Source organism: Bradyrhizobium sp. SK17 (assembly GCF_002831585.1).
Lineage (GTDB): Bacteria > Pseudomonadota > Alphaproteobacteria > Rhizobiales > Xanthobacteraceae > Bradyrhizobium.
Genome location: NZ_CP025113.1, coordinates 6586216 through 6609097 on the forward strand (window position 1 = coordinate 6586216; position 22882 = coordinate 6609097).

Annotated in this window: 22 protein-coding genes; 11 read left to right on the forward strand and 11 right to left on the reverse strand. The window is 64.7% G+C overall.

The genetic code is table 11. The features are described 5' to 3' along the window. Positions 1-84: 84 nt before the first annotated feature. Genes CWS35_RS30515 through grxD form a run of 3 tightly spaced genes read right to left on the reverse strand, consistent with a single transcriptional unit; the run spans position 85 to position 2295 of the window. Positions 85-1365, reverse strand: coding sequence for a serine hydrolase (locus CWS35_RS30515; protein WP_100955210.1), 1281 nt, complete (start codon positions 1363-1365; stop codon positions 85-87). A gap of 49 nt (positions 1366-1414) precedes the next feature. Further along, positions 1415-1966, reverse strand: coding sequence for an O-acetyl-ADP-ribose deacetylase (locus tag CWS35_RS30520; RefSeq protein ID WP_100955211.1), 552 nt, complete (start codon positions 1964-1966; stop codon positions 1415-1417). Next, a complete protein-coding gene (gene grxD / locus CWS35_RS30525) occupies positions 1963-2295 on the reverse strand; it encodes a Grx4 family monothiol glutaredoxin (RefSeq protein WP_016843475.1) in 333 nt (110 codons plus the stop codon). Before grxD ends, CWS35_RS30520 begins: the two co-directional genes overlap by 4 nt. 294 nt (positions 2296-2589) lie before the next feature. Between grxD and egtB the strand changes: the two genes are divergently transcribed. From egtB to CWS35_RS30540, 3 genes are read left to right on the forward strand one after another with little or no spacing between them, the layout of a single operon-like run. Next, positions 2590-3843 (forward strand): ergothioneine biosynthesis protein EgtB, encoded by a 1254-nt coding sequence (gene egtB / locus CWS35_RS30530; protein WP_100955212.1) that lies wholly within the window; start codon positions 2590-2592, stop codon positions 3841-3843. A gap of 53 nt (positions 3844-3896) precedes the next feature. After that, complete coding sequence (gene egtD, locus CWS35_RS30535) at positions 3897-4865, forward strand: L-histidine N(alpha)-methyltransferase (protein ID WP_024582603.1); 969 nt, start codon at positions 3897-3899, stop codon at positions 4863-4865. Between the two features lie 32 nt (positions 4866-4897). Then, positions 4898-5293, forward strand: coding sequence for a DUF4345 domain-containing protein (locus CWS35_RS30540; protein WP_024582604.1), 396 nt, complete (start codon positions 4898-4900; stop codon positions 5291-5293). Between the two features lie 9 nt (positions 5294-5302). Here the strand turns inward: CWS35_RS30540 and CWS35_RS30545 are convergent, their stop codons facing one another. After that, positions 5303-6484, reverse strand: coding sequence for a low temperature requirement protein A (locus CWS35_RS30545; RefSeq protein WP_100955213.1), 1182 nt, complete (start codon positions 6482-6484; stop codon positions 5303-5305). 31 nt (positions 6485-6515) lie between these two features. After that, positions 6516-6752: a BolA family protein gene (locus tag CWS35_RS30550; RefSeq protein ID WP_021077843.1), complete on the reverse strand. Its 237-nt coding sequence runs from the start codon at positions 6750-6752 to the stop codon at positions 6516-6518. 176 nt (positions 6753-6928) lie between these two features. On the opposite strand from CWS35_RS30550, the gene CWS35_RS30555 reads away from it, so the two are divergent. Next, on the forward strand, positions 6929-7288 hold the full coding sequence (locus CWS35_RS30555) for a DUF427 domain-containing protein (RefSeq protein WP_024582606.1): 360 nt from the start codon (positions 6929-6931) through the stop codon (positions 7286-7288). 120 nt (positions 7289-7408) lie between these two features. Here the strand turns inward: CWS35_RS30555 and CWS35_RS30560 are convergent, their stop codons facing one another. After that, complete coding sequence (locus CWS35_RS30560; protein ID WP_024582607.1) at positions 7409-7582, reverse strand: DUF1328 domain-containing protein; 174 nt, start codon at positions 7580-7582, stop codon at positions 7409-7411. Between the two features lie 192 nt (positions 7583-7774). On the opposite strand from CWS35_RS30560, the gene CWS35_RS30565 reads away from it, so the two are divergent. Further along, positions 7775-8959: an acyltransferase gene (locus tag CWS35_RS30565; RefSeq protein WP_100955214.1), complete on the forward strand. Its 1185-nt coding sequence runs from the start codon at positions 7775-7777 to the stop codon at positions 8957-8959. 3 nt (positions 8960-8962) lie between these two features. Here CWS35_RS30565 and CWS35_RS30570 read toward each other — a convergent pair whose 3' ends face one another. Further along, positions 8963-12043 (reverse strand): efflux RND transporter permease subunit, encoded by a 3081-nt coding sequence (locus CWS35_RS30570; RefSeq protein WP_100955215.1) that lies wholly within the window; start codon positions 12041-12043, stop codon positions 8963-8965. Between the two features lie 31 nt (positions 12044-12074). Then, positions 12075-13184, reverse strand: coding sequence for an efflux RND transporter periplasmic adaptor subunit (locus CWS35_RS30575; protein ID WP_100955216.1), 1110 nt, complete (start codon positions 13182-13184; stop codon positions 12075-12077). Positions 13185-13319: 135 nt separating this feature from the next. On the opposite strand from CWS35_RS30575, the gene soxR reads away from it, so the two are divergent. Continuing rightward, the gene (gene soxR, locus CWS35_RS30580; RefSeq protein WP_024582611.1) at positions 13320-13787 is read left to right on the forward strand and encodes a redox-sensitive transcriptional activator SoxR; all 468 of its coding nucleotides are present in this window, start codon (positions 13320-13322) and stop codon (positions 13785-13787) included. 109 nt (positions 13788-13896) lie between these two features. Further along, on the forward strand, positions 13897-14157 hold the full coding sequence (locus tag CWS35_RS30585; RefSeq protein ID WP_024582612.1) for a GlsB/YeaQ/YmgE family stress response membrane protein: 261 nt from the start codon (positions 13897-13899) through the stop codon (positions 14155-14157). A 113-nt stretch (positions 14158-14270) separates the two neighbouring features. On the opposite strand, the gene purL is transcribed toward CWS35_RS30585, so the two are convergent. Beyond that, the gene (gene purL, locus CWS35_RS30590; RefSeq protein WP_100956806.1) at positions 14271-16481 is read right to left on the reverse strand and encodes a phosphoribosylformylglycinamidine synthase subunit PurL; all 2211 of its coding nucleotides are present in this window, start codon (positions 16479-16481) and stop codon (positions 14271-14273) included. 192 nt (positions 16482-16673) lie between these two features. Between purL and CWS35_RS30595 the strand changes: the two genes are divergently transcribed. After that, positions 16674-17165 carry a PaaI family thioesterase gene (locus CWS35_RS30595; protein ID WP_024582614.1) on the forward strand — a complete coding sequence of 164 codons (492 nt, stop codon included), beginning with the start codon at positions 16674-16676 and terminating at the stop codon, positions 17163-17165. Between the two features lie 324 nt (positions 17166-17489). Continuing rightward, positions 17490-19724, forward strand: a complete 2235-nt coding sequence (locus CWS35_RS30600; protein ID WP_100955217.1) for an alkaline phosphatase family protein — start codon at positions 17490-17492, stop codon at positions 19722-19724. 71 nt (positions 19725-19795) lie between these two features. On the opposite strand, the gene CWS35_RS30605 is transcribed toward CWS35_RS30600, so the two are convergent. Further along, positions 19796-20509 (reverse strand): glutathione S-transferase family protein, encoded by a 714-nt coding sequence (locus CWS35_RS30605; protein ID WP_024582616.1) that lies wholly within the window; start codon positions 20507-20509, stop codon positions 19796-19798. 108 nt (positions 20510-20617) lie between these two features. Here CWS35_RS30605 and CWS35_RS30610 point away from each other — a divergent pair, with 108 nt between their 5' ends. Together CWS35_RS30610 and CWS35_RS30615 are read left to right on the forward strand one after the other, a co-directional pair. Then, positions 20618-20992, forward strand: a complete 375-nt coding sequence (locus tag CWS35_RS30610; protein ID WP_100955218.1) for a helix-turn-helix domain-containing protein — start codon at positions 20618-20620, stop codon at positions 20990-20992. A gap of 126 nt (positions 20993-21118) precedes the next feature. Then, complete coding sequence (locus CWS35_RS30615; protein ID WP_100956808.1) at positions 21119-22090, forward strand: DMT family transporter; 972 nt, start codon at positions 21119-21121, stop codon at positions 22088-22090. A gap of 7 nt (positions 22091-22097) precedes the next feature. Here CWS35_RS30615 and CWS35_RS30620 read toward each other — a convergent pair whose 3' ends face one another. Next, complete coding sequence (locus CWS35_RS30620) at positions 22098-22835, reverse strand: tetratricopeptide repeat protein (protein WP_100955219.1); 738 nt, start codon at positions 22833-22835, stop codon at positions 22098-22100. Positions 22836-22882: the final 47 nt, after the last annotated feature.

Sequence of the window (22882 nt, forward strand, 5' to 3'; positions counted from 1 at the left end):
CGATTGAATCGGATCATGCTCTTATTCCTTCTTCTTGAAGCGTTTTCTTCACGCGAACCGGTATCCACTTCGCTCGAAACCGCTCTAATTCTCCATCGCTTCATAGACGAGCTGTTTCAAGGTCCGCTGAATCCGCTGACGTTCGCTCGGCGTCTGCTCCAGCAGGACGAAGAAGAAGTCCTGCTTGCGGTCGATGACATAGTAGCAGCCGCTGGCGCCATCCCATTTCAGTTCGCCGAGATCGCCGGGCGGCGGCGGCTTGGCATTGCCCGGATCGGTGCGCACCGCGATCCCAAGCCCAAAGCCAAAGCCGTCACCGGGGAAGTAGAAAAAGTCGCGCTGCACGCCGGAGCCCGGGCCGACACGATCCGTCGTCAATTCCTTGAACGTCTCGGGCTTCATGATGGTCTTGCCATCGGAGGTGCCGCCGTTGAGCAGCATCTGCGCGAAGCGCGAATAGTCCGCCATGGTCGAGACCATGCCGCCGGAGGCGGACTCCCATTTCTTGACCTTGGTCGGATCGTTGACCCGGCCGACCCGGAAGTCGCTGTCGTTCGGCATCGGCTCGGCCATCAGCTTCTGCTTCTCCGGATCGGTGACGAAGAAGCCGGTGTCCTTCATGCCGAGCGGGCCGAGCAGCCTTTCCTGCTCGATCGTCGAGAGCTTCTCGCCGGTGGTCACCTCCATCACACGCGCCAGAATGTCGGTGGAATGGCCGTATTGCCAGAGCTCGCCGGGCTGGTTGTGCAGCGGTAGCTTGGCGATCCGCTCGGCGAATTCGGCGAGATCGAAATCACCGCCATAGATGTTGGCTTCCTTGTAGGCCTTGCGGACCAGGCTATCGCCATAGAAACCGTAGGTGATGCCCGACGTATGCGTCATCAGATCGAGGATCGTGATCGGCCGCTTCAGCGGCACCAGCTCGAGCGTCTTGGTACCGTCCTCGGCCTTCTTCTCGACCCCGACCTTCATGTTGGCAAAGGAAGGAATGTATTTCGAGACGGGATCGTCGAGCTTGTATTTGCCCTCCTCCAGCAGCTGCACCGAGGCCACGGCGGTGATCGACTTGGACATCGACGCCAGGCGGAAGATGGTCTTGTCGGTGATAGGCACCTTGCTGACCACGTCCTGCACGCCGAAGGCCTCGTGATACACCGGCTTGCCGTGCTGCTGGATCAGGACGATGGCGCCCGGAATCTTGCCGGTCGCGACCTCGTTCTTGAAGAACTCGCCGATCCTGGCGAGCTTGTCGGGATTGAAATGGGCACCCGCCGGAATCTCGTAGGTGCCTTCGGCATGTGCCAACGGAGCCGCAAGCATCACTGCGGCGGCCGCGGCCGCGCGCCAAAACCCAAATGAAATCATTCGATCTATCCCTCCCCGGATATCACAGAGAAGTGTAGCGGCGGTATCATCAGGCACAAGGGCTCCCGAAGGCGTCCAGGACCTCCTGATGGAGTGCACCGCTTGGGGCGGAGAAACAGCAGAAGATGATGTGCTCGACGCCGGGGGCGGCGGCCAGTGTGTCGACGACAGTCTTGACGGCGATCTGCGCGGCACGATCTGCTGGAAAACGATAGATCCCGGTCGAGATGGCGGGGAAAGCGACCGAGGCAAGGCCATGCCCTTCGCACAGCTCCATCGAGCGCCGATAGCAGGATGCAAGCAGAGCATCCTCGTCGAGCTTGCCACCATTCCACACCGGGCCGACGGTATGGATCACATGCCTGGCGGGTAACCGATAGCCCTTGGTGATCTTGGCTTCGCCGGTCTTGCAGCCATGAAGCATACGACATTCGGCGACGAGATCAGGCCCAGCGGCGCGATGGATTGCGCCGTCGACGCCGCCACCACCGAGCAGCGATGAGTTGGCCGCGTTGACGATGGCGTCAACGCGCAGGGTCGTGATGTCGGTAACGATGACTTCGAGCCGCGCCTTGCCGATCTGGCGCGCGGTCAAGGTCAGGCGGCCACGTCGACCGGGATGCCCTTGTCGGCGAACAGCTGCTGCAATTCACCGGCCTGGAACATCTCGCGGATGATGTCGCAACCGCCGACGAACTCGCCCTTCACATAGAGCTGCGGGATCGTCGGCCAGTTCGAATAGACCTTGATGCCGTTGCGCAGCTCGGCCGATTCGAGAACGTTGAGGCCTTTGTAGCCGACACCGATGTGGTCGAGGATCTGCACGACCTGACCGGAAAACCCGCACTGCGGGAATTGCGGCGTGCCCTTCATGAACAGCACGACGTCGTTCGACTTCACTTCGTTGTCGATGAATTGCTCGATGCTCATTTTCGCTTCCTTGCGTAGGCGGCGCTCTCAGGCCCTGACGGGCCGGCCCACCCTTCTAACCCGCGACTACCTATATATGTAGCTCAAACCATTGTGCATCCAAAGCAAAATGGCAGAAATCTGGCATGCGGCCGGGGCCGGACAGCACCCCCTAAAAGCGCCGGGATTATCTGACGGACCCAATATCATCATGGGGGAGGCTTTTTTCCCGTAACGGAGCCCCTATCTAGGACGAACTGTCCGTCTGGAACCAGATTGCCGAAGCAACGTTCTCCCCTCGAATCGGAGACCCATGTGACGAAACCAGCCTCTGCCGCGGCCGCCGTTACCGCCGCCTCGCCGTCACTATCCTCCGAATCCGCCTCGCTCCCCCAGCGTCTGGTGGAAGCCTACCGTGCGGTCCGCGACGAGACCGAGCGCCGGGCGGCGCCGCTCTCCCCGGAGGATCAGCTGATCCAGTCAATGCCGGATGCGAGCCCCGCCAAATGGCACCGCGCCCACACGACCTGGTTCTTCGAGCAGTTTCTGCTGGGCGAGCACGTCAAGGGCTACGCCCCGTTCCATCCGGACTACGCCTATCTGTTCAATTCCTATTACGTAACCGCCGGCCCCCGGCACGCCCGCCACCAGCGCGGCCATCTGACCCGCCCGACCGCCGACGAAGTCACCGCCTACCGCCGCCATGTCGACGCCGAGGTAGTGAAGTTCTTCCAGACTGCCCGATTGGAAAAGCTCGAGGCGCTGGTGCCCTTGGTCGAGGTCGGCCTCAATCACGAGCAGCAGCATCAGGAGCTGATGGTCACCGACATCCTGCATGCCTTCGCGCAGAACCCGATCCCGCCGGCCTACGATCCGGCCTGGCGCTTCCCGCCCTCACACCGCGGCGGCGGCCAATGGGTGACGCTCAACGAAGGCATCCACACCGTCGGCCACGCCGACGACAGCTTCCATTTCGACAATGAGAAGCCCGCGCATCGTGCTTTGGTCGGCCCGGTCAAGCTCGCCAAGACCCTCGTCACCAATGCCGACTGGCTCGCCTTCATCAGGGACGGCGGCTATTCCACCGCGACGCTATGGCTGATGGATGGCTTCGGCACCGCGGGCGCCGAGGGCTGGCAGGCACCGGGCCACTGGCGCGAGGTCGACGGCGAATGGAAGATCATGACGCTGGGCGGCCTACAAGCGATCGATCCGGAGGCGCCAGTTTGCCATGTCAGCTATTACGAGGCTGACGCCTTCGCCCGCTGGGCCGGCAAGCATCTGCCGACCGAGATGGAATGGGAGGTCGCGGCCCGCGCCGGCCTGCTCGACGACGCCTATGGCATCGTCTGGCAATGGACCCGCAGTTCGTATTCGCCCTACCCGGGCTACCGCGCGATCGAGGGTGCGCTCGGTGAGTACAACGGCAAGTTCATGGTCAACCAGCTGGTGCTGCGCGGCTCGTCGCTGGCGACGCCGGCCGGTCACAGCCGCGTCACCTACCGCAACTTCTTCTATCCGCACCATCGCTGGCAATTCACGGGGTTACGCCTCGCCGACTACGCCTGATTGATTCCAGTTGACATCAAGTGCGCGCCGGTAAGCGCGTTCAGGAGAGTATCATGAATGTGCATGCCGCCGCTTTGGCCAAAGCGTATCCGTCCGACGAAGCGACCTCTGCCTTTGCCGGCGACGTGATCGGCGATCTCGCCCGTCACCCGAAACGGCTGTCGCCGAAGTATTTCTACGACGCCACCGGCTCGGAGCTGTTCGAACAGATCACCGTGCTGCCGGAATATTATCCGACCCGCACCGAGCTCGGCATCCTGCGCGACCGCAGCGGTGAGATCGCAGCGATCATCCCCGAGGGCGCTGCGCTGGTCGAGTTCGGCGCCGGCGCCACCACCAAGGTGCGGCTGCTGCTCGAACACTGCGACTTCGCAGCCTATGTGCCGGTCGACATCTCGGGCGATTTCCTGAAAGCCCAGGCCGACGGCCTGCGCAAGGACTTCCCCGGTCTCGGCATCTATCCGGTCGCCGCCGATTTCACGACGCCGTTCGCGTTGCCCGAGGCGGTCGCCGCCATGCCGAAGGTCGGCTTCTTCCCGGGCTCGACGCTCGGCAATTTCGAGCCGAACGAGGCCGCGGCATTCCTGCGCAGCGCGCGCAAGATCCTCGGTCACGGCGCGCAGATGATCATCGGCGTCGACCTCGAAAAGGACGAACGCGTGCTGTACGACGCCTACAACGACGCGGCCGGCGTCACCGCGCGTTTCAACATGAATGTGCTGGTACGCATCAACCGCGAACTCGGCGGCAATTTCGATCTGTCGGGCTTCACCCACCGCTCGATCTACAACCGCGACCGCCATCGCATCGAGATGCACCTGATCAGCCGCAAGGCGCAGACCGTGCGCATTCTCGGCAACACCTTCGCATTCCGTCCCGGCGAGAGCATTCACACCGAGAACAGCTATAAATACAGCCTCGAGCGTTTCACCGCGCTCGCCCGCAATGCGGGCTGGACGGTGCGCGAAAGCTGGACCGACGCCAACACGATGTTCTCGGTGCACGCGCTGGTCGCCGACTAGCCATATGAATCGGCGGGGATGGGACAACGATCATGGGCCGGCGTGCGCTGCAAATCGCCACAGTGGTGCTCGCCCTCATACCGATCCTGACCGGTATCATCACGATGCTCGGCGTGAGCGATCCGCTCTACGCCGCGTCGGGCGTACCGGCGCTGCCGGTGCTTGACAGCAATCTGCGTTTCTTCGGCGGGCTCTGGTTTGGGCTTGGGCTCGGGCTGCTGTGGCTGGTGCCGCGCATCGAGAGCGAGGGTGTGCTGTACCGCGTGGTCTGGGCCGGCATCTTCCTCGGCGGCATCGGCCGCCTGCTGTCGATGATCATGGTCGGCCTGCCGCCATTGCCCTTCGTGGGCTTCACCGCGCTCGAACTGATCGGCGCGCCATTGTTCGTCTATTGGCAGCATCGTGTGGCCGTCGCCGGTCGCGGCTGACGGCCTCCGCTATTCTTCTTCCTCCGCCGACCTCAGCGAGATCGATTCCCAGGCCGCGACCACGATCATGATCGCGGTGGTGACGATCGAGAGCACCAGCGGCGACATCCCGCCGGCGAAGTACGCCGTGACCGCCAGCGCGACGATACCGACGCCGTGCGAGAGCTGCAGGAAGCCGCGGATCACGTATTTGAACAGGATGGTCCCGACCAGGAACAGCGCGGGACCGCCGACCGAGCTGACGACAGTCTTCAGGTCGGAGTGGCCGGTCGGATGCTTCAGCACCAGCTCGTCGGCGACCGCGGTGAGGATGACGCCGCCGACGATCGGCATGTGCAGATAGGTGTAGGCGATCCGCGCCACGCGGCCGGATTCCTCGGACTTGGAGATCATCTCCGAGCCGGCCTCGGCGCCCTTGTGGAAATAGATCCACCACATCGCGATGCTGCCGACCAGCGCCGAGATGAAGGCGGCAACGTTCTCCGGCGTCCAGGTCAGTTCGGCGAATGTCGCGCCGTCGACCACGATCGCCTCGCCGAGCGCGATGATGACAAAGAGAGAGCAGCGTTCCGCCATGTGGCCGCCCTCGACCGCCCAGGCTTCGATCGAAGATGGGCCAAGCCGCGGCGTCCAGAACCGCGCCGCCGGCGCGACATATTCGATTGTCAGCGCCGCGATCCAGAGCCACATCCGCGTCTCGTGCTCGGCAAAGCCGCCTGATATCCAGAGCACGGCCGAACAGCTCAGCCAGGTCAGGATCCGGATCGCGTTGTGGCGCACCGCGGTCCGGCGCCGCGGTGTTGCCAGCAGCCAGAACGCCGTGCGGCCGACCTGCATCGCGGCATAGGTCCCCGCGAACCACAGCCCGCGTCCCTCGAAGGCGGTCGGGATCGAGGTCGACAGTAACAGCCCGCCCAGCATCAGCACGAACAGCAGCAGGCGGACCGGCGTCAGCTCGGGATTGAGCCAGTTGGTGACCCAGGTGGTGTAGACCCACACCCACCACACCGCGAGGAACAGCAGCGTGACTTGCACCGCTCCCAGCGGGGTGAAGTGGTGCAGTAACGTATGCGACAGTTGGGTGACGGCGAAGACGAAGACGAGATCGAAGAACAGCTCGGCATTGGTGACGCGGCTGTGCTGGTTCGGCACGATGACGCGAAACATCCTGCCGCGCGGATTGTCCACCATCGCTTTGAGGCCCCCGCCCGCCCGCTGGGACCTAGCCTTCCGGCACGCCGGTTTGCAGGGCGAGCGCGTGCAACACGCCGCCCATCTGGCCCTTCAGCGACTGGTAGACGATCTGGTGCTGCTGGACGCGGGACTTGCCACGGAAGGACTCGGAAACGACAGTGGCCGCATAATGGTCGCCGTCGCCGGCCAGATCGCGGATCGTCACCTCGGCATCCGGGATTGCTGCCTTGATCATCGATTCGATATCACGGGCGTCCATCGGCATCCCAGTCCACCTCCGTCGGGTCGTTCGAATCATGGCCGGTTCGGCCGGATAAAACCTAGCGCCTGAGGTCTTCTAGGTCATCCCTGGGCACACTATATTCCCATTCCCAGCGATTTAAACCTGCATCAATCGGTCACAAGCCATCACGCTGAAATGACCAGAAGAGGCGCAGAATCATGAAGCTCCCCGGCCCCGACCATCCGATCACGATCACGCCCAATGCCAAGCGCGTCCGCGTCACCGCCGACGGCGTCGTGATCGCCGAGACGACCCATGCGCTGACCTTGAAGGAAGCGAGCTATCCGGCCGTGCAATATGTCCCCCGGCAGGACGCCAAGATGGAGCTTCTGACCCGTACCGAGCGGACCACGCATTGCCCCTACAAGGGCGACGCGAGCTACTTCAGCATCAACGCCAACGGCAAGACGCTGGACAATGCGATCTGGACCTATGAGGCGCCGTTCCCGGCCATGACCGAAATATCGGGCCATCTGGCATTCTATCCGGACAAGGTGAAGATCGAGGAAGTGGCGTAGCTGTCCTCACTTGCTGTGGCCGGGTCCTGTCAGCCCTCCGCGTAGTTGCTTTCCAGACTGAAAAACGCAAATGCCCGGGCGAGGCCCGGGCATGACGAGATGGTATTCGGCCGGGTCCGGCTACACCCTGAATATCGTGAGCCCGAGGATCAGGAGCACCAGGAAGATCACGACAAAGACGTAGAACAGGAAGCGCGCGATGTCGGCGGAGGCGGCTGAAATGCCGGTGAAGCCCAGCAAGCCCGCGATGATCGACACGACAAGAAAGATCAGCGCCCACTTCAGAATCGTCATCGCCCACTCCTCATCGCCGCGCGCCTTGCGCGGCCGCCCGTGCCCCCGATAACGCCCGCCACCAACCCCAGTTCCAAGACGAAACAGACTGTTGTGATGACCGACCTCGACACCGCGGAATCGGGACGATTGGCCCTTGCTGAATCGAGTTCCCGATTGCAACATCCGGGTGCAGACCCGGCTGGGGGCACCATGAAATCGATCGCTCACGCGGCTCCGGCCGTCGACGTCCAGGCCGCACCGAAGCTCCATAAGCGCAACCTGGCGCTGGACCGTGCGCGCACCTTCCTCACGCTGGTCGTGCTGTTGCACCACGCGGTGATCCCCTACACCCATTTCGGGCATACCGACCCGACGTCGTGGATCGGCTTCGATTGCGTGGTGCTCGCCACCGACAGCTTCTTCATGGCGATGTTCTTCTTCCTGTCCGGGCTGTTCGTCTGGCCGGGGCTCGGCCGCAAGCCGTGGCTGATCTTCCTGCGCGATCGGCTGCTGCGGCTCGGCCTGCCGTTCGTGGTCTGCGCCGTCACCGTGATTCCGATCGCCTATTACGCGATCGCCCTGCGCGCGACGCCCGAACTGGCCTTTTCCGAGTTCTGGCGCAAGACGATGATGTTCGGGCCATGGCCGAGCGGCCCGATCTGGTTCGTCTGGGTGTTGATGACGTTCGACGTGACGGCGAGCCTGCTGTACCGGGTCTCTCCGCGCCTGCTCGAGCCGATCAACCGTCTGTCGATCATGGGATTCAAACGTCCCTCGAAGTTCTGGCTGTTCCTCGTCGTGGTCAGCGCCGTCGCCTACCTGCCGATGCTGATCCATTACGGCCAGAACTACTGGTTCGAGCTTGGGCCGTTTTCGGTGCAGGCGAGCCGCGTGCTGCTGTACGCGTCCTATTTCTTCATCGGTGCAGGCATCGGCGCGGCAAACCTCGAGGGCGGCGTGCTCAGCGCGCACGGGCGACTGACCGAGCGGCGCTGGTTCTGGACCGGCATCACGCTGATCCCCTACGCGCTGATGTGGGTGATGATCTACATCAAGCGCGAGATCATCGGTAACCCCGATCCGCTGCCGGGCTGGTATCTCGCGGCCTATGGCAGCTTCTACGTGCTGTTCAGCGCCTCGATCCTGTTCGCGATCCTGGCTTACTTCCTGCAATCGAAAGCCGTGGGGCCGACATTGCTCGACCGCATGCAGAGCGACGCCTACGGCATGTTCCTGGTGCACTATCCGATCGTGCTGTGGCTGCAATACTGGCTGTTCGACATGGATCTGCCGGCGATCGCCAAGGCTGCGATCGCGTTCTTCGCCACGGTGGCACTGAGCTGGGCGGCAACCGCCGTGCTGCGCAAGCTGCCGGGCGCCAACTACGTGCTGTAGAGATCACGCCGCGATCTCCCCCCTCGCCGCCACGCTCTCGAACCGAGGCGTGGCCGCGGCGCGATGATCGCGGGCGATCAGGATGTAGAAGGTCGGCAGCACGAACAGCGTGAACAGCGTGCCGATCAGCATCCCCATCACCACGACGATGCCGATCGCGAACCGGCTCGCCGCTCCGGCACCGTCGGCATAAAGCAGCGGCGCCAGGCCCGCGACCATCGCCGCGGTCGTCATCAGCACCGGCCGCATGCGCACCGCGGCGGCCTTCTGGATCGCGGCGACCCGGTCAAGCCCTTCATGGTGCTGGATCTCGTTGGCGAAGCTCACCATCAGGATGCCGTGCTTGGAGATCAGCCCGATCAGCGTGACCAGCCCGATCTGGGTGTAGATGTTCAGCGTGGTGAAGCCGAAATACAGCGGCAGCAGCGCGCCGCACACCGCGAGCGGCACCGTCACCATGATGACCAGCGGGTCGCGGAAACTCTCGAACTGCGCCGCCAGCACCAGGAAGATCACGATCAGCGCCATGCCGAAGGTGACGATCAGACGGTTGCCTTCCTGGACATATTGCCGGCTGTCCGACAGCCAGTCGACCGTCATCCCCGGCGACAGTTTTTGCGCCTGCATGAAGGACACCGCCTGCCCCATGGTCACGCCGGGCTTGAGCACCGCCGAGATCGTCGCCGCATTCATCTGATTGAACTGCGGCAGCCGGTTCGGCTCCGGCTTGACGTTGACCTTGATCACCGTCGACAGCGGGAACATCTGGCCCGAACTGGAACGCACGTTGAAATTGCCAAGGCTCTCCGGCGTGACGCGATCGGCCTGGCGGACCTGCGGGATCACCTCATAGGAGCGCTCGAAGAAATTGAAGCGGTTGACATAGTTCTCACCGACCAGCACCGCGAGCGTATCGGCGATGGTCTGCATGCTGACGCCGGCCTCGGCCGCCTTGGCGTGATCGATCGTGATCCGCGCAGTCGGGCTGTCGAAGGCGAGATCGCTGTCGACGAAGACGAACAGCCCGCTCTTCCAGGCCGCGCCCTTCAGCGTCTCGACCTCCTGATAGATGCTGGCGAAATCGCCGGCCGAACGCACCACCATCTGGAACGGCAGGCCGCCGGTCGCCGCCGGCAACGCGGCCGGCTGGAACGGCGTCACGCTGGCGCCGAGCACACCGTAGGACATGCCGTAGAGCTGGTTCTGGATGTCGTTGGCGGAACGCTTGCGCTTGTCCCAGTCGGTCAGGTTGATGCCGCCGAAGGCCCGGTTCTGTCCGTCATTGCCGTTGAGCACCCAGCTCGACTGGTACTCCGGAAACGAGCGGTACATCTGCTCGATCTGGTCGGTGTAGCGCGTCGTGTAATCGACGCTGGCATATTGCGGCGCCCTGAGTACGGTGAACACGTAGCCCTGGTCTTCCGGCGGCGCGAGCTCGCGCTGGCTGCCAAGGAACAGCACCACGATCGCGGCCAGCACGCTGACGGCAACCACCAGCACCGCGGTACGCATCCTGAGCGTCGCTGCCAAGAGCCGGCTGTAGCCGCGCGACAGCTTCGAGAACCGGTGCTCGACGAAGCGGGCAAACCGGCCATGCGAGGTCGCCTCGCCCAACAGCTGCGAGCTCATCATCGGCGACAGGGTCAACGCGACCACGCCCGACACGATCACCGAGCCCGCCAGCGTGAAGGCGAATTCGCGGAACATGCTGCCGGTGAGGCCGCCCATCAGACCGATCGGGGCGTAGACCGCGGCAAGCGTGATCGTCATCGCGATGACAGGGCCGATGATTTCCCGGGCACCGATCAGGGCCGCCTCGGCCGGCTTCAGCCCCTCCTCGATGTGCCTATGGATGTTCTCCACCACCACGATGGCGTCGTCGACGACCAGCCCGATCGCCAGCACCATCGCGAGCAGGGTCAGCAAATTGATCGAGAAGCCGAGCGCCAGCATCATCGCGGCGGTGCCGACCAGCGACAGCGGCACCGTGACAACGGGGATCAGCACCGAACGGAACGATCCGAGGAACAGCAGGATCACCACCACGACGATCACGATCGCCTCGACCAGTGCGTGCTGGACCTCCGAGATCGAGGCCTTGACGAAGTGAACGATGTTGAAGACGTCCCTGACTTGCAGGCCGGGCGGTGCCGCCCGGTTGAGATCCTCGATCACCTTGTTGGTGGCCGCGACGATCTCCAGCGGATTGCCGTCGGGGGTCGGCTGCACGCCGATGAATACGGTCGGCGTGCCATTGTCGCGCGCATTGGCATCGTAATTCTCGCCGCCGATTTCCAGCGTGGCGACGTCGCCGAGCCGCACCAGGCCGCCGCTCCCGGCCCCGGTCTTGATCACCATGTTGCGGAAATCGTCGAGATTCCTGAGGTCGGTCCGCGCAGTGATGTTGGTGACGGTGATCTCACCGCGCAGCCGGCCCGGCGCCGCCTGCACGTTGTTGGAACGCAACGCGGCCGCGATATCGCCCGCGGTCAACCCGCGCGCCGCGAGCTTGAACGGATCGATCCAGACCCGCATCGCCAGTGCCGCGCCGCCCAGCGTGTCGGCCGAGGCGACGCCGGGCACCGAGGTCAGCAGCGGCTGGGCGACGCGGGTGGCGAAGTCGGTGATCTCGGCAGGGCTCAGCGTCGCGCTGGTGAAGGCGATGTACTGCACCGCCGATGCACCGTCGGTGATCTTGGTGATCACGGGATCGAACACGCCCGCCGGCATCCGGTATTTGACCTGCTGCACCTTGGCCAGCACCTCGGTCATGGCGCGGTCGGCATTGGCGTTGAGCACCAGCTTGGCCTTGATCTGGCTGGTGCCGAGCGTCGAGTTCGACGTCATGTATTCGATGCCGTTGGCGGTCGCGATCGATTGCGCAATCACCGAGGTGACGAAGCCCTGCATGACGTCCTGGGTCGCGCCGGGAAACGACACGTCGACCTGGATGGTGGCGCTTTCCATGCTGGGATATTGCCGGACCGGCAGCGAGACCATCGCGGCGGTGCCGATCAGCAGGATCAGCAGGCTGACGACCGTCGCCAGGATCGGCCGGCGGATGAAGATGTCGGTGAAATGCATGATGCTTGCCTTTGGCCGCTTGCCGCGCGGGTTAGCGGCCCTTCTCCGGCGTCTCCGCCATCGTCATCTGGACGGCCGCGCCGGGCATGACGCGAAGCTGGCCCGAGGTCACGATATGATCGCCCGGTGACAGCCCCTGCTCGACCACCACGCGCTCGCCGATGCGCTGCCCGGTCTTGACCGCGACGCCGATCGCCTTGTTGTCGCGCACCACCAGGACGCTCTCGCCCGACGCGCTGGTCTGGATCGCGGTCGCAGGCACCACGATGGCGTCGGGCTGCGGTGGCAGCACGACGTTGACCATCACGAACAGGCCCGGCCGCAGCAGCCGGTCGGGATTGTCGAACAGGGCTTGCACGAGGACATTGCGGGTGTCCTCGGCGACCTGCGGTTCGATGGCGTTGATCTTGGCCTCGAACACCCGATCGGGGAAAGCGTCGGTACGGACTGTCACCGCGCCTCCCACCTTCAGATTTGACAGGCGCTGCTGCGGAACGGTGAAATTGGCATAGAGTTGGTCGAGCGCGGTCAGCGTGGCGAGCGCATCGCCGGCGTTGACGTATTGGCCGAGGTTGACCTTGCGCAGGCCGATCTGGCCCGCGAACGGCGCTCGGATCGTCATCTGCGCGATCTGCGCATCGAGCTGCTCGACCGAGGCGTCGGCCTGCTTCAGGTCCTCCTGCCGCTGTTGCAGGGTCTCCTGGGTCACGAAGCCGGACGGCGCAAGCCCCTGCGAACGCTTCTCCTGCAATTGCGCGAAACGCCCCTTGGAGACCGCGACCGCGCGCGAGGCGCGCAGCGGCGCGTCATAGAGTTGCACCAGCGGTGCACCCGCGGTGACGTCGGTGCCGGCATCGAAATTGATCGCGGTGACGCGACCGGCAACCTCGGGCGCCAGAATCACCTGCCGCACCGCCTGCAACGAGCCGATCGCCTCGATCGACCGCGGCAAGGTCTCGGTCCGCACCACCATCGCGGCCACCGGCGTCGGCGGCGATTCAGCGGTCGGTTTCGCGACGGCCCCGCCACCACGCCAGACGGCCAGCGCACCGGCAGCACAAGCCAACAACAGGATGGTGATGCCGAACGGCTTGGCACGAAGCCCCAGCCAACGGCGCGACGAGAGTGATGCGGACGGCATATCGCTTCCAAGAACGAACCCCGGCGGCACGGCCGGAAGCTTGCCCCTGCAAGCCCGCACCTGTTATAGAACCTCAAGTATGGTTGAGGTCAAGGCTGGCGGCCTGCAAGACTTCTAATCCAGGACTTCAGAAAAATGACGATGGCGCAGGAGCTTTCGGTCGGCGAAGTGGCGCGACGCAGCGGCCTTGCCGTCTCCACCCTTCACTTCTACGAGAGCAAAGGGCTGATCGCGAGCCGGCGGACCGGCGGCAATCAGCGGCGCTACATGCGCGGCGTGCTGCGGCGCATCGCGGTGATCCGGATCGCGCAACGCGCCGGGATCCCGCTCGAGGAGATCAAGCAGACCTTCGCCGCGATCCCGCTCGATCGCGCCCCGACGATGCGTGAATGGGAGCGCGCGATGCGCGCCTGGACCGAGGCGCTGCAACAACGCATCAGTGATCTCACCGACCTCCGTGACAAGCTGTTCAGCTGCATCGGCTGCGGCTGCCTGTCGCTGACTGATTGCCCGCTACGCAATGGCGAGGACAAGCTCGGCACCCAGGGTCCAGGTCCGCGCGTCCTGATCACGGCCGCCGAACGGCGCAAGCGGCAGGGCTGAGACCGGACGATATCACCGACAAGTTGCGCACACCCTGCCATTGGTCACATCCCGCCGGGTGATTCTGGGTTATGCTGGCCGGACTGCTTGACCCCTAGGGAGTCCCGAGATGAACGACCCTCAAGTTGGATGGATCGCCGCTATCATCGTCGGCGGATTGGCCGGCTGGCTCGCCGAGATGATCATGAAGTCCGGTACCGGTATCCTCATGAACATTATCCTCGGCATCGTCGGCGCCGCGCTGGCGAACTGGCTGCTGGGTCTGCTCGGCGTATCGCTCGGTGGTGGATGGCTCAGCTATCTGATCGCGGGCTTCATCGGCGCCTGCATCATCATCTTCGCGTGGCGCGCGATCCGCGGCGCGACCTAGCGTCCGGTCGGAAGCGATCAGGCTCGCACACAACGAAATAGCGCGATGAAGGATTCATCGCGCTATTGAGATCGTTGCTTTGCGCCGCAGCGCCTGACCCTGCCGGATCAGGCTCAGGCCGCGGTGCTGCGCATGTAGTTCGGCAGCCAGTGCTCGAAGGCGCGCGAGAGCGTCTCCACCGCAACCGGCGGCTCGCCGGCCACCGCGATGGCGTCGCCGCCGGTGGTGCCGATCCGCGCGCAGGGCACGCCGGCACCCTTCATCTTGGCCAGCACGAGGCCGGCGTCGGCGGCGGGCACGGTAACGATATAGCGGGCCTGATCCTCGCCGTACCAATAGGCATGCGGCACGATCGAGGACGGCGCCGCCAGGAGTTGCGCGCCGATGCCGCTGGCGATCGCCATCTCGGCAAGCGCGATCAGAAGGCCGCCGTCGGAGACGTCATGCACCGCGGTCGCGGTGCCGGCCCGGATCATGCCGCGGACCACGTCGCCATTGCGCTTTTCGGTGGCCAGATCGACCGGCGGCGGAGCACCCTCCTCGCGGCCGCACACGTCGCGCAGATAGACCGACTGGCCGAGCCAGCCTTGGGTGTCGCCAACCAGGAGAATCGCCTCGCCGGCCGCCTTGAATGCCAGGGTCGCCGACTTGGTGAAATCGTCGAGCAGGCCGACACCGCCGATCGAGGGGGTCGGCAGGATGCCGCGGCCGTTGGTCTCGTTGTAGAGCGAGACGTTGCCGGACACGACCGGGAAGTCCAACGCAACGCAGGCTTCCGCGATGCCCTTCAGGCAGCCGACGAACTGGCCCATGATCTCGGGCCGCTCGGGGTTGCCGAAATTGAGATTGTCGGTGATCGCGAGCGGCCGGCCGCCGACCGCGGTGATGTTGCGCCAGGCTTCCGCCACCGCCTGCTTGCCGCCCTCGAACGGATCGGCCTCGCAATAGCGCGGCGTGACGTCGACGGTAAGCGCAAGCCCCTTCGGCCCGTCCTCGACCCGGACCACGGCGGCATCGCCACCGGGACGCTGCATGGTGTTGCCGAGGATGACGTGGTCGTATTGCTCCCACACCCAGCGCTTCGAGCACAGTTCGGGCGTGCCGATCAGCTTCTCCAGCGCCGCGGCGATGCCGAGCGGCGACTTGACGTCCTGGCCGCGGATCACAGGCAGCGCGTTCGAGGCGACATGCGGACGGTCATAGACCGGCGCCTCGTCGCCAAGTTCCTTGATCGGCAGGTCGGCCATCACGTCGCCGCCATGCTTGACGACGAAGCGCTTGGTCGGCGTGGTGTAGCCGACGATGGCGAAATCGAGCCCCCATTTGCGGAAGATCGCCTCGGCCTCCTGCTCCTTCTCGGGCTTGAGCACCATCAGCATGCGCTCCTGGCTCTCCGAGAGCATCATCTCGTAGGCGCTCATGCCGGTCTCGCGGGTCGGCACCGCGTCAAGGTCGAGGTCGACGCCGAGATCGCCCTTGGCGCCCATCTCGACCGCCGAGCAGGTCAGGCCCGCCGCGCCCATGTCCTGGATCGCGATCACGCAATCGGCCGCCATGATCTCAAGGCAGGCTTCGAGCAGCAACTTCTCGGCGAAGGGATCGCCGACCTGCACGGTCGGGCGCTTCTCCTCGGAGGCGTCGTCGAATTCGGCCGAGGCCATCGAGGCGCCGTGGATGCCGTCGCGGCCGGTCTTGGAGCCGAGATAGACGATCGGCATGTTCACGCCCGAGGCCGCCGCGTAGAAGATCTTGTCGGCGTCGGCGAGGCCGACCGCCATCGCGTTGACCAGGATGTTGCCGTCATAGCGGGTGTGGAAGCGCACCTGGCCACCGACCGTCGGCACGCCGAACGAATTGCCATAGCCGCCGACACCCGCGACCACGCCGGAGACCAGGTGCCGGGTCTTGGGATGTTCGGGCGCGCCGAAGCTCAGCGCGTTCAGGCAGGCGATCGGCCGCGCGCCCATGGTGAAGACGTCGCGCAGGATGCCGCCGACGCCTGTCGTCGCGCCCTGATAGGGCTCGATATAGCTCGGGTGGTTGTGGCTCTCCATCTTGAAGACCACCGCCTGGCCGTCGCCGATATCGATCACGCCGGCATTCTCGCCGGGACCCTGGATCACCCAGGGGGCCTTGGTCGGCAGTCCGCGCAGATGGATCCGCGACGACTTGTACGAGCAATGCTCGTTCCACATCGCCGAGAAGATGCCGAGTTCGGTGAAGGTCGGAACCCGCCCGATCAGCTTGAGGATGCGCTCGTACTCGTCTGGCTTCAGCCCGTGGGCGGCAACGAGTTCGGGGGTGATCTGGGGCTCGTTCTTCAGGTCGTTCTTGGGCGCGGTCATGGGACCCTTAATAGGTAGATCGAACGGGGGCGAAAAGGCCTTTTACGGGGCATTTCCAGCCTGTCCAGAGCTTTGCGGGGGCCGCAGCCGGCCCGGGAATTGCACTGGGATTTGCACAACGGGGATCGATCGGATTTAAGAACCCGAACCCGACAATTGAAGGCCAATCTCGTGAACGAGCTCGCCGACACCGCACTCAAGACCGCATTCAACCGCCGCCCCGACCTCCACGTCGAGACCGAGGGCGAATTCGCCGGCTGGCGAACCTGGACCCGGGACAATTTCGAGAGCCATACCGGCCCATTTTACCACCGGATGGACGAAAACGGCCGCATCGCCTGCGCGTTCCGGGTCGGCAAGAAGCATCTCAACGGCTCCGGCAACGTCCATGGCGGCTGCCTCATGACCTTTGCCGATTACTGCCTGTTCGCGCTCGCCAGCCCCGTGCTCCAGGGCCCAGGTGTCACGGTCTCGTTCGGCTCGGAATTCCTCGACGCGGCCCGCGAGGGGGACCTGATCGAGTGCGCTGGCGAGGTCACCCGCGCCGGTGGATCGCTGATCTTCGTGAGGGGCATGCTGACATCGGCGGGGCGGCCGCTGTTCGCCTTCTCCGGCACCATCAAGCGGATCAAGCGCAAGGCGCCGGCAGCGACCACGGCATAGCGCGCGCAAGAGCTTCTCCCATTCCGATTGAATCGGAGCGGAGCTCTCGATGTTGTCTTTGACGCGTGGCCTTCACGCCAACGCTTCGGTGGACGCGCGTCGTCATCCGGCCGTTACATCCGCACGGATGAATCCAAACCAGAGCGCCAGCGCGTTGTGTTCACGCGCGTTCTTGGTGTGAAGCGATATCAACCCGGTTGTGACGCAACGACGCACTGTCGTTGCCTCGTCGCGCGCACGTCACATGCACGTCAGCCAAGCCTCGGAAGATTGCTGAACGGTTTCCGTTTGTGCGCGTCCGCGCCGCGAGCTTGGGGCATTCTCATGAAATTGAAGACGTTCGTTTCCGTCACGTCGGTGGCGTGGCTGATCGCATCATTGGCATGTGTTGCAACTCCTGCGCGCGCCGGCCAGGACGGCGACAATGGCGATCGCGGTCCCGGCCAGTCGCGCGATCACGATCAGGACCAGGATCAAGACCATGATGGCGATCATCATGGCCGCAAGCCGCGCGTGGTGATGATCTCGCTCGACGGCGCCAAGCCCGATTTCATCCAGAAGTTCATCGAGGAAGGCGTGCTGCCGCGCGACGGCGGCCTCGCCCGACTCAGCCGCCGCGGCGCCGTGGCATTGCAGAACGTGACGGCATCGCCGTCGCTCACCGCGGTGTCACACATCGCGATCGCGACCGGCTCGACGGCGGTCCACAACGACATCCCCTCCAACACGTTCCAGCCGATCGTCGGGCCGATCTCCAGCAGCATCAGCGGCTTTGCGGCGCCGATCGGCGGCTACAGCGAGAGCCCGCTCGGGCCGTCGGCGCACCCGACGGCGCAACCCCTGTGGGTGCAACTCCGCCAGCAGGGCAAGAAGGTGATCACCGCGACCTGGCCCGGCGGCGACGGCGCCGACATCTCTATCAACAAGACCGTGGTGCAGCCGGCCCAGCCGACCCGCGTCACCGACTTCACGGTACCGTTCGGCGCGTTCGGCGGCATCGGCGCTCAGGGCTTCACGCTGTCGCGCAGCGACTTCGCGGCCGATCCGGGCATCGTCGCGGCGTTGCAGGCCGCGGGGCACTTCTCGTTCAGCCCGGTTCTGGTGACCTCGGCGCCGATCGAGACGTTCTCGTGCTCGACATCGGCGACAGCGACCTGCACCAACGCCGCGACGCTCGACGTCAAATATTCGATCCGCGTCGCCGCGATCGACACCACCAACGACCGCAAGGTGAACTACGACACGCTGGTTTTCTTCGACGCCAACCGCGGCATCACCGCGGGACCGTTCCACGCACCGTCGACCGGTCCGGCCTACGTCAAGTTCGGCGGCGAGAACGCGCCGTTCTTCTTCGAGGGCAGCGGCGCGAAGGTGGGTGCCGCCTACTTCGTCTCGGCGCTGTCACCCGATCTCTCGGTGGTGCGCTTCGCCCGCTACGGCGCCAACTACATTCCGCGCAACACGCCGGTTCTCGCCGATGTCGACGACATCAACAACAATATCGGTTTCTGGCGCCCGCAGGCCGATTTCCGCATTCCTGAGCGCTTGAGCCCCGGCTTCACCGGCTTCCCCGACGTCGAGATCGAGACGATGTTCGAGGACATGGTGAAAACCTTCGTGCGCTACCAGGCAAATATCGGCGAGCGCGCGATCAAGACCCATCCCGACGCCGACCTCGTGATGGTCTATATCGAGCAGCCCGATGGCTCCGAGCACCAGTTCCTGCTCACTGATCCGCGCCAGGGCACCAACCCCACTGACCCGAATTCGATCGGTTCCAACCAGGATCCCGCCAAGGTCAAGCGTTACGCCTCCTACATCCGTTTCGCCTATCAGACTGCCGACAAGGCCGTGAAGCAGATCGCCGATGCGGCGGGCCGCGACAGCAACGTCATCGTGGTGTCGGATCACGGCTTCGCGCCGTTCCACACTTCGGTCAATCTCACCAACATCCTGCGCAATGCGGGCATCGACACCAGCAAGATCGGGATCCGCACCTCGGGCCCGGCCGCCGACATCTACGTCAATTTGCAGAACCGCGAGCTCGGTGGCACCGTCGATCTGGCGACCTATCGCGCGCTGGTGGCGCAGATCACTGACGCCGTGAAGAACGCGGTCGACCCCAACGCGCGCTTCAACTACTCGCTCCGGGATCAGCGCATCTTCACCGTCGTCGAGACCCGGCCGCTGCAATGCGACGCCGGCACCGGACAGTGCATCAGCAAGACGGTCGGCCAGGACTATGGCGACGTGTTCGCGCTGATGGCGCCCGGCTACAATTTCGACGGCGTGCAGAATCCCGGCGTCGCGCGCCAGGGCGATGCGCCGTTCAATGCGGCGACCACCGCGCTGTCGATGCCGAACTTCTACGGTGCCCACGGTCACGACCCCGAGCTTCCGGTGATGAGCGCGACATTCATCGCCGCGGGACCACAGATCCGCCGGGACACGGTGGTGCGCCACATGCGCAACATCGACGTCGCGCCGACCATCATGCGGATGCTGGGCACGACGCCGCATCAGGTCGATGGCGAGGTGCTGAAGGAGATCCTTCGCTAGATCTTTCGGCAAATTCCGTGCGGTGGACGCCAGGCCGGCGTCCACCGCCTCAAGCACAGCCCAGGAAGCCCTCACGCACGCGGCGTGCCGAACCGCTCGATCACCTCGGCAAGCGGAACGTGACCGACGCAGGCGCCCGACCCCGGGCTGTGCTCGCCCGACTCCAGCGCCGTCGCGTAGATCACGGCCGGATCGGCCTCCAATCGTGCGCGAAGCGCGGCCAGTTTCGGCCAGCGATTGCGGTCGGCGACGGCGTGGAATTCGAGCCAGCGCGCGACACCGATCAGCAACCCGTCCGCCAATGCCGGGCGGTCACCGAGCAGGAACGGTGCATCCCCGATCAGTTCCTCGAGTCTGTCGTGCCGCTCGACGACGTTACCCCGCCCCCACTGCCGAAGCGCGGACTGCATCGACGGGTTCGGCGTTTTCATCTCCAGCGCCGCCCACAGCGGTGAGAACGCCGCGGTGAAGCCGGTGTTCACGAAGGCCATTAGCAGACGCATCCGGTCGGCCTCGGGCGACAACGGCTCAAAGCTGATGCGGCGCTCGGTATCGCGTGCGGCGAGCCAGCTTGCGATCGCCATGTTCTCGGTGAGCACCCCGCCCTGGTCCGTGACCAAGGCCGGCGTCTCATGCCGCGGATTGATCCGCGCGTAGGAGGGGTCGCGCATTTCGCCGAGCATGTCGACGCGGCAAAGGCGATAGGGCTTGCGCAGCCATTCGAGGGCTGCAACGAGCCCCATGGAGCTTCCGAGCGGGAAGCCATAGATAAGGATAGGTTCCATGATGTGGGTCTCCGGTGAAGTCTGACGATCGCGCTGCGCAGCGGAGCCGGACCCTAGTCGCCACATCCGTGAAGTAAATTGCGCACCTTTTTGTAACCACGAGCCGCCATGAAATCTCTCGTCTCCCGCTGCCCGATCGAGGAAGTGATGCAGATCCTGAGCGGCCGCTGGCCGACGCTGCTGATCTATTATCTGAAACAGGGCACCAAGCGCTTCAGCGACCTGCGCCGCGACAACCCGACCATCTCGCACAAGATGCTCACATTGGAGCTTCGCAAGCTGGAGGACGCCGGCATTGTCGAGCGCACCGAATTCGAAGGCTATCCGCTGCGCGTCGAGTATCAGCTTGCGCCGGCCGGCCACCGCCTCGTGCCACTGATCGACGCGCTCGGCGACTGGTGGGAAGCGACGTCCGATACCGGCGCACAGTCCGGCTCCGCGGATGTCGCGCCGGCCATTACGAATCCCGTCTCGCGGGATTGAACGACACAGAGCGCTGCAAAACTACGCTGGCCTCGGGTCGGCTCCCGAAGTATCAGTTCCATGCGCGGCAATGCGCGGGGAGCCCATCAAGGTGCCGAAGAGCACAGCCAGAGCATGAGCCGGAACATGCTCAAACAAGCATCCAAGACGGGCAGCGTGACGGCTCCCGCGATCACGCCCTCCACGCCGGCGCCGGGCGCGCGTGGCTGGCGCGACTACGCGCTGCTGCTGGCGCTGGCCTGCTGCTGGAGTTCGACCTATCCCCTGACCAAGATCGGGCTCGGCTCGATTCCGCCGGTGACCTTCATCTCGGCGCGCTCGCTGGTCGCCGCCTTCTTTCTGCTCGTGGTGCTCAGGATCCGCGGCATCCGGATCCCGACCGACATCAAGGCCTGGAAGCTGTTCGCCTTCCAGCAGACCATCAACTCGACGATCCCGTTTCTGGTGATCACCTGGGCGCAGCTCTATGTGCCGGCGTCCAACACCGTGGTGCTGGCCTCGACGACGCCGATCTTCGCGTTCCTCATCACCTGGGCGATCACGCGGCACGAGCCCGCCTCGCTGCTCAAGTTGCTTGGCGCGATCCTCGGCCTTGCTGGCACGGTCGCGATCATCGGCCTCGACGCGCTCTCGGGCTTCGGCAAGGAGATCGTGGCCGAGATCGCGATCCTGCTCGCAACTGTCTCGTTCGCCTGCGCCACGATCTTCGGGTTGCGGCTGTCGGACTACGATCCGATGGTGGTGGCCGCCGGCTCGCTGCTGTTCGGCGGCACCGTGCTGTTGCCGGTCGCCCTGATCGTCGACCATCCCTGGACACTGCACCCGACGCCGCAGGCGCTGGTCGCCACCGTCGTGATGGGAATCTTCTCCAGCGCGTTCGGCCTGATGCTGTTCTACATGTGCCTGACGCGGCTCGGCACGCTCACCACGAACGCGCAAGGTTATCTGCGGATTCCGATCGGCGTCGCGTTGTCGGTGATCCTGCTCGGCGAATCCGTGCCGTCAAACCTGGCACTGGGGCTCGTGCTGGTCATGTGCGGCGTCGCCGCCATGACGGTGCCGGCCGACGCGGTCAAGCGCTGGCTGCGAAGGCTCTAGTCCAGGCTCAGGCCGACAATTGCTTCTCGGCGATCGAGAGCCATTCGGCCTGCGCGTCACGCAGATATTTCGGTGCGCGCCGCATCTGGATCAGAAGCTCGTTGAACACGATGCGAGCCTCGGCGGTGCGGCCGACCAGTTGCAACAACAGCCCATAGCGGCCCCGCGCCTCGGCGCCGGGAAAATACTGCGACACCGCCTGGTATTCTTCCAGCGCCTCGTCGAGCCGACCAAGTTCGGCGAGCGAGCGTGCATAGAGCAGATGGCCCTCGGCGGATTCGAAATCCGGCCAGTGCGCGCGCAAGGCATCGAGCGTCGCCAGCGCCTCGGCCGGCTGCTTGCGACCGAACTGGGCCTGCGCCTTGGCCAGCGCGTAAGCCGGATCGTCGCCCTGCGGCAGTTGCAAGACGTGATCGTAGTGGCTCTCCGCCTCCTCGTAACGCCCGATCGCCTGGCACTCCGCGGCCAGCGCCGCACGGTTGGCGATCGTCTCGGAGGTCGCAAGCTTGTCGGACAATTCGCGATACCGCTTCTCCGGATCGAGCCGGTTGGCGACGCGCTTGCGCGCCTGCGCGGCACCAGGTCCACCCCACCATTCCGGGATCAGCTCGACGACGATGTAGGCGAGTGCGCCGATCAGCGGCACCATCAGGATGATGAAGGCCCAGGGCTGCAAGCGCCCGGTGCGCGAGGCGTGATAGATCAGGGTGATGTCGAGCAGCAAAATGACCAATGCGACGGGCATGCGAATTCCAGCGAACCAGACCAATCATCCAAGTCGCTTCCGTCATA